General features: G+C 53.0%; 8 protein-coding genes. 5 read left to right on the top strand and 3 right to left on the bottom strand.

Going from position 1 to position 12818, the window contains the following annotated elements; all coding sequences use genetic code 11:
- The first annotated feature begins 38 nt into the window (after window positions 1-38).
- From damX to trpS, 5 genes are all read left to right on the top strand, one after another.
- The gene (damX, locus tag OGY09_RS10190) at window positions 39-1343 is read left to right on the top strand and encodes a cell division protein DamX (protein ID WP_032945203.1); all 1305 of its coding nucleotides are present in this window, start codon (window positions 39-41) and stop codon (window positions 1341-1343) included.
- A gap of 117 nt (window positions 1344-1460) precedes the next feature.
- Window positions 1461-2297: an adenine-specific DNA-methyltransferase gene (gene dam, locus OGY09_RS10195; RefSeq protein ID WP_003827684.1), complete on the top strand. Its 837-nt coding sequence runs from the start codon at window positions 1461-1463 to the stop codon at window positions 2295-2297.
- Window positions 2298-2314: 17 nt separating this feature from the next.
- Window positions 2315-2992: a ribulose-phosphate 3-epimerase gene (gene rpe / locus OGY09_RS10200; protein WP_003023561.1), complete on the top strand. Its 678-nt coding sequence runs from the start codon at window positions 2315-2317 to the stop codon at window positions 2990-2992.
- On the top strand, window positions 2985-3743 hold the full coding sequence (gene gph, locus OGY09_RS10205; RefSeq protein ID WP_003837920.1) for a phosphoglycolate phosphatase: 759 nt from the start codon (window positions 2985-2987) through the stop codon (window positions 3741-3743). The genes rpe and gph overlap by 8 nt, the downstream gene beginning before the upstream one ends.
- On the top strand, window positions 3736-4740 hold the full coding sequence (trpS, locus tag OGY09_RS10210; protein ID WP_003827687.1) for a tryptophan--tRNA ligase: 1005 nt from the start codon (window positions 3736-3738) through the stop codon (window positions 4738-4740). Before gph ends, trpS begins: the two co-directional genes overlap by 8 nt.
- Window positions 4741-4806: 66 nt before the next feature.
- Here trpS and OGY09_RS10215 read toward each other — a convergent pair whose 3' ends face one another.
- The 3 genes from OGY09_RS10215 to cysG form a co-directional block, all read right to left on the bottom strand.
- Window positions 4807-4977: a YhfL family protein gene (locus OGY09_RS10215; protein WP_008786311.1), complete on the bottom strand. Its 171-nt coding sequence runs from the start codon at window positions 4975-4977 to the stop codon at window positions 4807-4809.
- A 196-nt stretch (window positions 4978-5173) separates the two neighbouring features.
- Window positions 5174-11122 (bottom strand): pectate lyase-fold domain-containing protein, encoded by a 5949-nt coding sequence (locus tag OGY09_RS10220; RefSeq protein ID WP_032945201.1) that lies wholly within the window; start codon window positions 11120-11122, stop codon window positions 5174-5176.
- Window positions 11123-11442: 320 nt separating this feature from the next.
- A complete protein-coding gene (gene cysG, locus OGY09_RS10225) occupies window positions 11443-12816 on the bottom strand; it encodes a siroheme synthase CysG (protein WP_032945200.1) in 1374 nt (457 codons plus the stop codon).
- Between the last annotated feature and the right edge of the window lie 2 nt (window positions 12817-12818).

Consider the following 12818-nt stretch of genomic DNA (forward strand, 5'->3'; position numbering starts at 1 on the left):
GCAAAGTCGTAAGCATTAACCTTTGAGTGGGGTGTTAAATGGATGAATTCAAACCAGAAGACGAGCTGAAACCCGATCCCAGCGATCGTCGTACTGGTCGTTCTCGTCAATCGTCTGAACGCGATAATGAGCCGCAAATCAATTTTGATGATGTTGATCTGGATGCTGACGATCGCCGTCCTGCACGAGCACGCAAAGAGCGTGAAGAAGAGCAGGACATTGAAGAAGAGTATGAATCTGATGACGATGCCGTGGATGAAGAGCGTGTAGAACGTCGTCCGCGCAAGCGTAAGAAAGCCGCCAGCAAACCTGCCTCCCGCCAATATATGATGATGGGTGTGGGCGTTCTGGTACTGCTGCTGCTGATTATCGGCATTGGTTCTGCGCTGAAAGCCCCCTCATCTTCTTCCAATGAGCAGGCAGCATCTGGTGAGAAGAGCATCGATCTTTCTGGCAGCAATGCAACGGATCAGGCGAGCGCAACGGCTCCTGCAACGGGCACTGAGCAGACCGCTGGCAATACCCAGCAGGATGTTTCCCTGCCACCGATTTCCTCTACCCCGACTCAAGGTCAGGCACCTGCGGCAACCGAAGGCCAGCAGCGTGTTGAAGTGCAGGGCGATTTGAACAATGCTCTGACACAACCGCAGGGTCAGGAGCAGGTTAACAACGTCGTGGTGAACTCTACGCTGCCGACCGAACCTGCGACCGTTGCGCCGATGCGTAATGGTAATGCTGCGCGCCAGACGGCGAAAACGGAAACGACTGAGCGTCCTGCTGCTACGCGTCAGGAACGTAAACAGGCCGTTATTGAGCCGAAGAGTAAACCGCAAACTACGGTGAAAGCGACGCCGACAGAGCCGAAACCTGTTGCTCAGGCAAAACCAACCGTAACTGCTACCGCGCCGACCACCACAACTAAAGCACCTGTGGTAACCGCTACGCCGAAAGCGACCGCTGAGCCGAAAGCAACTGCGACGCCAACGCAGACCGCAACGCCTGCGTCAACGGCGACAGCAACAACGACAACGCCTGTTGCTGGCGGAGCGAAAAGTGCAGGTAATGTTGGAGCGTTAAAATCTGCGCCGTCCAGCCATTACACGCTGCAGCTCAGCAGTTCTTCTAACTACGACAACCTGAACGGTTGGGCGAAGAAAGAAAACCTGAAGAACTACGTGGTGTACCAGACGACGCGTAACGGTCAACCGTGGTATGTTCTGGTGACAGGCGTGTATGCGTCTAAAGAAGACGCGAAACGTGCAGTGTCTACGTTACCCGCTGATATTCAGGCGAAAAACCCGTGGGCAAAACCGCTGCATCAGGTTCAGGCCGATTTGAAGTAAGATAGGATATGTTCTGCAATGGTTTGATGTTTCGCCCAATTGCGGGACAAAGACTAAAGCGCAGGATGCTGTCGGAGCTTTCTCCACAGCCGGAGAAGGTGTAATTAGTTAGTCAGCATGAAAAAAAATCGCGCTTTTTTGAAATGGGCAGGGGGGAAATACCCCCTGCTTGATGATATCAAACGGCATTTACCTCAGGGTGAGTGCCTGATTGAACCTTTCGTGGGTGCCGGGTCGGTGTTTCTCAACACCGACTTTTCTCGTTATATTCTTGCCGATATCAACAGCGACCTTATCAGTCTCTATAACATCGTGAAGACGCGTACCGATGAGTATGTGCAGGCTTCGCGTGAGCTGTTTATGCCTGAAACCAATCAGGCTGAGGTGTACTATCGGTTCAGAGAAGAATTTAATGCCAGCGAGGATCCGTTCCGCAGAGCAGTGCTGTTCTTGTATCTGAACCGCTTTGGTTACAACGGATTGTGCCGCTATAACCTGCGCGGCGAGTTTAACGTCCCGTTTGGGCGTTATAAAAAACCTTACTTCCCGGAAGCCGAGTTGTACCATTTTGCTGAGAAAGCGCAGAATGCGGAGTTCCATTGCCTCTCCTATGAAGAGTGCATGAACCGTGCGGATAGCAACTCTGTGGTCTATTGTGACCCGCCTTATGCACCGCTTTCGGCGACAGCAAATTTCACTGCGTATCACACCAACAGCTTTAGCCCGAAAGAGCAGGCGCATTTGGCCGAGATGGCAGAAAAGCTGGTCAGTAAGCAGATCCCGGTGTTAATTTCGAACCACGATACGCCCGATACCCGTGAATGGTACCGAGCGGCGAAACATTTTCAGGTCAAAGTGCGGCGCAGCATAAGCAGCAATGGCGGCACGCGTAAAAAGGTGAACGAACTGCTGGCACTGTATAAACCAGGAGTTGTAACGCCTGCGAAGAAATAAATCTCAAGGAGAAGCGGATGAAACAGTATTTGATCGCCCCCTCAATTCTGTCGGCTGATTTTGCCCGCCTGGGTGAGGACACCGCGAGAGCGCTGACTGCCGGTGCCGATGTCGTGCACTTCGACGTCATGGACAATCACTACGTACCGAACCTGACCATCGGACCGATGGTACTGAAATCGCTGCGTAAATATGGCATCACCGCCCCGATTGATGTTCACCTGATGGTGAAACCGGTCGATCGGATTGTCCCGGACTTCGCCGCCGCTGGCGCCAGCATCATTACTTTTCATCCGGAAGCCTCTGAGCATGTCGATCGCACTTTACAGCTGATCAAAGAGCATGGCTGTAAAGCGGGCCTGGTGTTCAACCCGGCAACACCGCTGAGCTATCTGGACTACGTCATGGATAAGCTCGATGTGATCCTGCTGATGTCCGTTAACCCAGGCTTTGGCGGACAGTCCTTCATCCCACAAACGCTGGATAAGCTGCGCGAAGTGCGTCGTCGTATTGATGAATCTGGCTACGATATCCGCCTCGAAGTGGATGGTGGCGTCAAAGTGAATAACATTGGTGAAATTGCCGCGGCAGGCGCAGATATGTTTGTTGCAGGCTCCGCCATTTTCGACCAACCAGACTACAAAAAAGTCATTGATGAAATGCGCAATGAACTGGCGAAGGTAAGTCATGGATAAGTTTCAGGATATTCGGGGCGCTGCATTTGACCTCGACGGCACGCTGGTCGACAGCGCGCCGGGATTAGCCGCAGCGGTGGACATGGCGCTATATGCGCTGGAACTGCCGGTTGCCGGAGAAGAACGCGTTATCACCTGGATTGGTAACGGTGCAGATGTACTGATGGAGCGCGCGCTGGCGTGGTCCCGTCAGGAGCGCGCAACATTACGTAAAACGATGGGTAAACCGCCCGTTGATGATGATATTCCCGCCGAGGAGCAGGTACGTATTTTGCGTAAGCTGTTCGACAGATACTACGGCGATGTCGCAGAAGAGGGGACATTCCTGTTCCCTGATGTTGCCGACACGCTGGGCGCGCTGCATGCGAAAGGATTGCCGCTGGGTCTGGTGACCAACAAACCGACCCCGTTTGTCGCGCCATTGCTCGAAGCATTAGATATCGCCAAGTACTTTAGCGTGGTCATCGGTGGTGACGACGTGCAGAATAAAAAACCGCATCCGGATCCGCTGCTGCTGGTGGCAAGTAAGCTTGGCATCAAGCCTGAGCAAATGCTCTTCGTAGGGGATTCACGCAATGATATTCAGGCGGCAAAAGCTGCTGGCTGTCCGTCCGTTGGCCTGACCTATGGCTACAACTACGGCGAGTCGATCGCGCTGAGCCAGCCCGACGTTATTTACGACCGTATTAATGAACTACTGCCCGCTCTCGGGCTTCCGCATAGCGAAAATCAGGAATCAAAAAATGACTAAGCCCATCGTTTTTAGTGGCGCACAGCCCTCAGGTGAATTGACCATTGGCAACTATATGGGTGCGCTGCGTCAGTGGGTGAGCATGCAGGATGACTACCATTGCATCTACTGCATCGTTGACCAACATGCCATCACCGTTCGTCAGGATGCTCAGCAGCTGCGTAAAGCAACGCTCGATACGCTGGCGCTGTATCTGGCATGCGGTATCGATCCTGAAAAAAGCACCATTTTCGTGCAGTCTCACGTACCGGAGCATGCACAGTTAGGTTGGGCGCTGAACTGCTACACCTACTTCGGCGAACTGAGCCGTATGACCCAGTTCAAAGACAAATCCGCGCGCTATGCGGAGAACATCAACGCCGGTCTGTTTGATTATCCGGTACTGATGGCGGCAGACATCCTGCTGTATCAGACCAACCAGGTACCGGTTGGCGAAGATCAGAAACAGCATCTGGAACTGAGCCGCGATATCGCCCAACGCTTTAACGCTTTGTATGGCGACATCTTCAAAGTGCCTGAGCCGTTCATTCCTAAATCCGGCGCGCGCGTGATGTCGCTGCTGGAGCCAACGAAGAAAATGTCCAAGTCGGATGACAACCGCAACAACGTGATCGGTCTGCTGGAAGATCCGAAATCTGTGGTTAAGAAAATCAAACGTGCGATGACCGACTCCGAAGAGCCGCCAGTTGTACGCTACGACGTGCAGAACAAAGCGGGTGTTTCCAACCTGCTGGATATTCTCTCCGCCGTCACCGGTAAGAGCATTCCGGAGCTGGAACAGCACTTCGAAGGCAAAATGTATGGTCATTTGAAAGGTGAAGTCGCAGAGGCCGTTTCCGGTATGCTGACCGAGCTTCAGGAACGCTATCACCGTTTCCGTAACGATGAAGCTTTCCTGCAGAAAGTGATGAAAGAAGGTGCGGAAAAAGCCAGCGCCCGCGCATCTGTTACGCTGAAAGCCGTTTACGAAGCGATTGGTTTTGTCGCCAAGCCGTAATGCGCTCTGTGTTGTTAAAAAAACCGGGAAGTTCCCGGTTTTTTTGTATCTGCGCAATCGCTTTTATTACTGATTTGCAGCCGGACCACAGCCACCAATAATTTTTGAAATCGAAATTGCTGGATGCAGGAAATAATCGTAGCTGCAGTTATTTTTTGTGTTTTCGATATGACCAGTGCACGCGGTCAGCGTAGCCAGAACACCAGCAACTAAGGTGATTTTTGCAAATTTAAACATGTCAAAATCCTTGTTAGATATCTATTTCTAAATGGATGAAGTCCATTTTTCGCCGGATAAGATATCAACTAACATAAACTTTAAGTAGTCCAGAAAAGGACATGTCGCTTTATATATAAAACATACGATTAGTGAATTGAATTTAAATAAAAAAGCCTGGTATTAATAAATAATACCAGGCTGCGGGTTTAATTAATTAGCGAAATGTTTTTCTGAAATTCAACATAAAGCCTTTATCGCTGATGTTGTCCTCTTTCCACTGGTAAGCGTCCAGATTCAGGCTGGCGTCTTTGGCGCTGTATTTCACACCGACCGTCGCCAGGCCGTTGATGCCTCCGCCTTTTTGGTCGTCGTCTACGCTAAAGGACTGGCCTGCGGCACCTTGCAGTGACGCAGTACGCTGGCTCTTGCTGTAGCTCAGGTTCGGACCGCCTTCCAGCGTGGCGCTGGCGCTCCAGCCATTTTCAGCGGTATAGTCGAACTTCATTCCGACAATGGAATCCACAGCGGTTTCGCTGCCAGCGTTCATCGACAGGTTGAAATCACCCGCACTACGCTCTTTATAGCTGCCTTCCAGCGTATGACGGAATTTTACCCCGGCGTACGGCGTGACTTTCAACGTATCGTTGAGCATGGTGAAGGTTTTCGCCCCTTCGCTGCGGAACTCAAGATACTGCTGACGTGCGTTGGAGTCCGCCACCTTGTTGGTGTCGCCATAAGAGACAGAACGGCTGCTGTCGAGGTTGTGTACGTCATAACGCAGGCTGTTCTTCCACGCCAGACCTTCATTAAACGCCATGCTGTGCTTCAGACCAAAGAACTGGCTGTAGCCACCGGTCAGGCCGTTGTCGCCCGCGGTCTTCGAACCGTCACCGTCCAGGCGCGCGATACCGTACTCCAACGTCAGATTCTGGCTGGCGGTGAGATCCAACGACTGACGTAATGCCAGCATGTCGTACTGGGTATCGTTGCCCAACTCAGCGCGTGGGTCGCCTTTCGCTACGACGTTGAACGCCAGGCCATCTTTAATTTGCGGCGCGGCATCGGCCAGCATGGTAAAGCGGTTGCTTAGCACGCGGGCTTCACGGAACGCGGTGATAGCCTGACTGCCGCTTACCTGTTTCAGAGCGCTGTTCAGCTCAGCGGTGGAGCCAACGTTGAGGCTGGTGTACAGCTCGTTGTTGGTGTAACCGGCGTCGAGCGCCTGCGCCACGTCACTGACGGAACCATCGGTCGCCACATCGGCATAGGCGTTTTTGGTCATGGTGACGTCAACGTTGCCGCTGGCATCGGTGCTGCCCTGTGCATTCCACACCACGGAGGTGGATTGAATGGCACCTGCGTCGGACAGGTTGCTGCCCTCGACCACGTTGTCAAAGCTGACGGTGGTGTCGGCAGTACCTGCGGTAAAACCGGTGTTAATCTCCACGCCGTTCATGCTGGCATTGCTGACCATCAACTTACCGGCGCTGCCATCAGCGCTGGTGCCGACCACATAGCCCGACAGGTTGTTGGTGGCCGTTGAATCTGCACTGTCGCTGGTGGTAACGGTTGTCGTGCCATCGGTAATGGTAGGTTCCGTGGGGGCCGTGAAGTCAACATAATGCACTTCCGTACCGTCACCGTTTTCGCCGCTGCCTTCAATGGTTTTACCATCCTGCTTGATAAAGCCGGAGCCAGTCACGTTGTCATCAATGTAGACTGTGCCGTTATTGACGATATGACCGTTACTGCCCAACTGGCTGAAGGCGTAGGAGTTGCTGGCGTAAATATTGATGGTGCCGTTATTCTCGATCACCGCATCGGATTTGGCATCTGATTCCAGCTGCATCCCGACCATACCGGTTTGTGTGGTACCTTCGGTTCCCACATTGATGGTGCCGTTATTGACCATCTTCGCACTGCCGTGCGCGGACATCGCCACATTGTTAGTTTTATCAATGTTGATGGTGCCGTCGTTAATGGCTTTACTGCCGCCATTATTTTTCGAGGTAGTGACCTGCCCGTTAATGACGCCAGTGCTGCCGTTGTACAGCGTGTGCCCGCTCCCGCCGGTGGCGATATCGGCATCGCTGTTCACTGTCCCCCAGTTATTGAAGGCACCGGACCACAGGGCGTTATCTGCCAGCGTCATCACGCCGCCTTCAAGATTATTGAGCGTACCGTTTTTATCGACGGTGCCGTTATTAATGACACCCGCGTTATTGACGGTTGCGGCAGCGGTAAATTTGAGTTTATCGACTTCGCCGCCAGCGTTGTTGTTCAGTACCGCACCACCCGATGCGCCGGTCCAGTCCGTCACGATGCCGGTATTGTTCATGGTGCTGGACCATTGCTCAACCGTGTTCATGGACCCGCTGTTGTTGATAATGGAACCTGCGACGGTGGTGCCGGTTTTCCCGGTCACGGTGCCTGTATTGTTGAAGACACCGCCGTCAACGGAGACTGCCGCTGTTGTACCTTCGTTGGTATAGGTGCCGCCTGTTGCAATACTGACGCTGCTGATGCTGCCGGTGTCGGCATTGGTTAAATCGCCGTAATTTTTAACGATGACCTTGCCGCCGCTGACGGTGCCCGCGTTGCTAATGTGTACGGTTTCCGTTGCGACCGGATTGGTAATGATGGTTTCGCCGGTAAGCGTTTCGCCTGCGGCGGTAATGACATCGCCATCAGCAAAAGTAAGGGAAACGTTGCTGTCGGTTGGGTTGTAGTCGTCGCTGCCCTGGCAGTTGCTGTCATAACAGACCGTACCGTAGTTAACCACGGTACTTTTGCTGTCAGTCAGGAAAGGCTTGCCGTAATTGGCATCAATATTGATGGTCCCTGTGGTGTAGTTAATCACGATGCCACCATTCAGCGCCGCCATGCCCACCAGTTGGTTATCATCGGTTTTGGTGACGCCTGCATCGGCGGTCAGGTTAATAGTGCCCTGGTTAATGGCTGTGCCGCCGTTAAGTGCCATCATACCGAAGCCCGCATTATTGACGGTAATGGTGCCTGTATTGGTGGCGGTTGCATCGCCATAACCACCGTCGGTGGTGCCTGCCACCATTGCCGAGCTGGTCAGATAGAGTTGTGATGGTGACCAGTAACTTTTGCTGGCGACGGTATTATCGTCGTTCAGCGTCGGGACAAAGCCGTCCAGGTAAATATCTCCGGCATTGAGGGCCGTCCCTTTACTGGCGGATACGCCATAGACTCCCGCCCCCTGGAGATTTATTGTGGCGCCTGCCTCGTTGCTCACTTCGCCGTAGTTTTCCGCCAGCATGGCGTAAAGCGTATTGCTGTACCAAATCAGCGGGAAGGTTCCTATTCCTCCATCGCTGCCTGGGGTTAGTGACGATACCAGCGTGATTGATCCTCCCGCTGCGTTGCTAACTATCGATCCTTGATCGGTAGCCGCAGTGATTGCATTACGGTTGTCATGACCGCTTGTGGCATAGGCGCTAATATCGCCACTGTTTTTTGCCTGTGCGCCGCTGCGGGCGAATAATAGGGCGACAGCGCCGTCATCAACGATGGCTCCCTGATTATCGATCGATGAACCCTGGCCTTTTGCGGTTAATATTGCGTTGTAGGTGTAATGCTCACTGGGCAAAACTGTTTCTGTGATTTTAATTACAGAGTTTTGGTCTAACGTTAAGCTGCCGCCGTTTTGTACATTGGCCAGTGTCACTGAGCCGCCGGGGAGGGTGGTGATATTCAATGTGGACTCACCGCTTAATGTGACACTGCTAGCTCCGTCTATATTTATGCCTGTAACAGACGATACTTCGCCATCGCCATTTTCGGCGTAGTTGATATCAATACCGCCCATCAGATTGACGGTATTGCCATCACCTTTGACCGTGAGGCCGTATGTATCCAGCCACTGTCCACTTACCGTGCTCACATCGCTAACATTGATGTTAAGCGAGCCGGTTAGATCCACCTGATTGTTCGTGCCGCTGACGGTGATTCCCTGGAGGGTATCGCTGTTGCTGGCCATCTGGCTATCTGCGTCATAGTCACCGCTGATTGTGACGTTGCCGGTAATATTCAGCGTATTGTTATCACCCGCCATATCGAGGCCCTGTGCACCACGGTATAGGCCGTTGCTGTCCTCGACAGCGGTCACATTGATATCACCATCCAGCGTCGCCTGTGACGAGTCGCCACTCATTTTTGCGCCAGTACCATTCAGGCTGACGTCGATATTCCCTTTATTATTAAAGACATTTCTTTCACCATCGATCACAAAACCCACGGAGTTTGCATCGCGCACGGTCGCGTTGCCGGTGTTTTTGATTTCGTTACCCGCCCCGTCAGTGACGATACCCGTCGCGCCGTTGGTGACTAGCATGTCGCCTGCCTGAGTCAGGCTATTATCATTTCCATCAATGACTGCAGCGATAGAGCCCGCGCCATCCACGGTGATATCACCCGTATTCGCGATTCGGGAATTATCGCCCGCAATGACGGTACCCGTTGCGCCCTGCGCAATGGTTTGATCTCCTTCGCCAATAACCAGCGCCTTATTTCCCGCGATGTACAGCCCGGTTGACCCCGCGCCGGTGACCGTTGAGTCGCCGGTGTTATCAATCACCGCACCGTCACCGGTCATTTTGGCTCCGGTCGCGCCGTCGGTAACGTTTAGTTCGCCATCGTTAGTAATGCGCGTTTTGTCGCCGGTGATGCTGATACCGATAGAGCCTGCGCCGCTGACATCGGTGGTGCCGATATTATCGAAGGTGGCGCTGTTGCCGTTAATCAGGATGCCCGTTGCGCCGCCGGAAATATCCTGCCTCCCTTCGCTGTTAATGGTTGCGTTGTCGCCGTCAATATATAGCCCGGTAGAACCTGCGCCGCTGGCGGTGGTATCGCCTTTATTGTCGATGAGGACATCATCACCGGTAATCTTTGCCCCGGTAGCGCCGTCGGCCACATAGAGTTCACCATCGTTGATAACGTGCGAGTTGTCGCCATTGACGATGGAGCCGGTTGAACTTTGACCGCTGATGTTAGAGGTGCCGGTATTCGCCACCGTGGTTTCGTTGCCATCGATCACCATGCCGGTGCCGCCACCTGTGACGTCAATGCCACCGGAAATGCGGGTGGTGGTGCCGTTACCTGAAATCAGCGCGCCGGTTGCGCCGTCGACGGTGCTTTGTCCTGAAATCGTATTGGTGGTGTTGTCACCGGTAATGACGATGCCGACCGCACCATCGCTGACGGAGGAATCACCGCTTAACGCGTTGTTTGTCCGATCGCCGGAGATGATGACGCCAGTTTTACCTTCACCACGGGTATCAACCCCGCGATCGGCAGTATTTGAAGCGTCATCGCCAGCGACGACGGTTGTCTGGTCATCGGCAACGATCAGGTATCCCTGGTTGTCATATTTCCAGTACAGGCCGCTTCCTTGTACCGTACCTTCAATGACGGCGGCATTATCGTCGGTCACTTTCCAGTCGGAAACCAGCAGCGTTTTACCGTCTTGTAATGCGATCTGCCACCGATCATCCTGTTCGACGTAATTCCATACGGCGCCGCCGAGGTCCGTGCCGCTATCCAGCTTGATGCCGTCAAATGTCAGTGTGTTCAGGCCTTTATCGATGGTGACGCCGTTACTGAAGGTAATAACAGAGGTATCATCAGGTGGTGTAGGTGTTACATCGCCGCCATCGTCGTCGGGAGGCGTGGGCGTTACATCACCGCCATCGTCATCGGGAGGTGTGGGCGTTACATCACCGCCATCATCGTCGGGAGGCGTGGGCGTTACATCACCGCTATCGTCATCGGGAGGTGTGGGCGTTACATTGCCGCTATCGTCGTCGGGAGGTGTGGGCGTTACATCGCCATTATCTGATGGGGTTGCCGGAGTATCATTATGGTGGGAATGGCCGCCGCTATTGTTATCGATACCTATCGCTACACCAGCTGTTAGCGCAGCGACACCACCTGCGACCCATCCCCAGTGATTGTCTTGTTCTGTATAATCTGCCAGGCAGCATGCGGAGAGTTTGTTACGTTCGGCTTTTGATAATACGGATATATCAGTAGGGCAATCATTGTCATCGTCGCTACTATCTGCGGCTATCGCCGGGAGATAGTAAGTTTGCAACGCAAGAGCAATACCCACAGCAATGAGTTTTTTCCTTTGCATAATCGACATCCTTAAATAAATACGCACAAAATATGCCATTGAAGGCATAAATTTATTTCGAGGTAATTTATTATTTTGCCACTGAATGACCGTGCTTCGTCAAATTACTCAATGGTCATGTATTATTTAGGATGTGAATTAAATTTATGGGTTATACGGATATAAACAGGGTATTTTACGTGTTTTTTATAAAAAAGAGCGCAAATACATTTTGTTTGTGAATGGATTTAGTCTTTCTTAATTCAGGTTTGAGAATAAATCATGAATAACAAACGAGAAAAATAAATGCCCTGATAATCAGGGCATTTATTTGCATTCAATTAATGGTTTGAGAACCAGTTCAGCTTATCTCGAAGGCCTACCACACGACCAACAATAATTAGCGCTGGGCTTTCAACCTGTTGTGCCAACTCTCCTAGCTGAGTCAGCTCTCCATTGACGACACGCTGTTTCACGGAGGTACCGTTTTCTACCAGGGCGACGGGCATATCGGGCTGCATGCCAAATTCGATCAATTTTTCCTGAATCGTGGCCGCCTGGTTCAGCCCCATGTAGAACACCAGCGTTTGTTTCTCTGCTGCCAGGTTTTCCCAGTCCAGCTCACCGCCGGTTTTCAGGTGTCCGGTAACCAGACGCACGCTCTGAGCGTAATCACGATGGGTCAGTGGAATGCCGGAATAGGCAGAACAACCGGAGGCTGCGGTAATACCCGGCACTACAGAGAATGGGATACCGGCATGGCACAGCGTTTCCAGCTCTTCGCCACCGCGGCCAAAGATGAACGGGTCGCCACCTTTCAGTCGTACCACGCGCTTGCCCTGTTGTGCTTCACGCAGCAGGATCTGGTTGATCTCTTCCTGCGGTACGCAGTGATAGCCCGCACGTTTACCGACGAACACTCGGTCTGCATCGCGGCGTACAAGGTTCATGATATCGTCGGAAACCAGACGGTCATAGACCACGACATCCGCTTGCTGGATCTGCTGTAGCCCTTTCAGCGTCAGCAGGCCGGCATCGCCAGGACCGGCGCCAACCAGCACCACTTCACCACGGTGATCCAGCGGTTCGCTGAGCATTTGCTCAGTGGTTTCCTCGACGGCTTTCAGGTCATTGTTCGCCAACGACTGCGCCAGGCGGTCATTCACGAACAATTTTTCCCAGAAGCGGCGACGTTCACCCATGCTGGCAAACTGTTGCTTCACTCGGGAGCGCAACTTGCCGGCATACTGCGCGACCTGGCCCAGATGCTGAGGCAGTACGGATTCAAGCCTTTCACGCAGCAGACGGGCCAGCACTGGCGATGTCCCGCCGGAGGAGACCGCCACCATCAGCGGTGAGCGGTCGATAATGGAGGGCATGATAAAACTGGCTGCTTTTGGCGCATCGACCACGTTGCAGAAGATACGACGTGATTCTGCGGCGGTGCTGACGCTTTGGTTGACGGTATCGTCATCGGTGGCGGCAATAGCCAACCAGCAGGTGTCGAGCAGGGACTCATCGAACGGCCCCTCAACCAGCGTCAGCATGTTTTCATCTGCCCATACTTTGAACTGCGGAATAAACGCCAGCGCATTAACCGTTAAACGGGCGCCCGCTTCCAGCAGTAACCGCGCTTTGCGTTCTGCGACATCTCCACCGCCGACGATCAAGCAGTCGCGGTCACGTAGTTGACAAAATATAGGCAAATGATCCACGA

The organism is Citrobacter sp. Cpo071 (assembly GCF_030332765.1).
In the GTDB taxonomy this organism is placed as follows: domain Bacteria; phylum Pseudomonadota; class Gammaproteobacteria; order Enterobacterales; family Enterobacteriaceae; genus Citrobacter; species Citrobacter portucalensis.

Coding starts and splice junctions, on each gene's coding strand:
- rpe (WP_003023561.1), top strand. CDS start 2,315: ATGAAACAGTATTTGATCGCCCCCTCAATTCTGTCGGCTGATTTTGCC.
- OGY09_RS10220 (WP_032945201.1), bottom strand. CDS start 11,122: ATGCAAAGGAAAAAACTCATTGCTGTGGGTATTGCTCTTGCGTTGCAA.
- trpS (WP_003827687.1), top strand. CDS start 3,736: ATGACTAAGCCCATCGTTTTTAGTGGCGCACAGCCCTCAGGTGAATTG.
- OGY09_RS10215 (WP_008786311.1), bottom strand. CDS start 4,977: ATGTTTAAATTTGCAAAAATCACCTTAGTTGCTGGTGTTCTGGCTACG.
- damX (WP_032945203.1), top strand. CDS start 39: ATGGATGAATTCAAACCAGAAGACGAGCTGAAACCCGATCCCAGCGAT.
- gph (WP_003837920.1), top strand. CDS start 2,985: ATGGATAAGTTTCAGGATATTCGGGGCGCTGCATTTGACCTCGACGGC.
- dam (WP_003827684.1), top strand. CDS start 1,461: ATGAAAAAAAATCGCGCTTTTTTGAAATGGGCAGGGGGGAAATACCCC.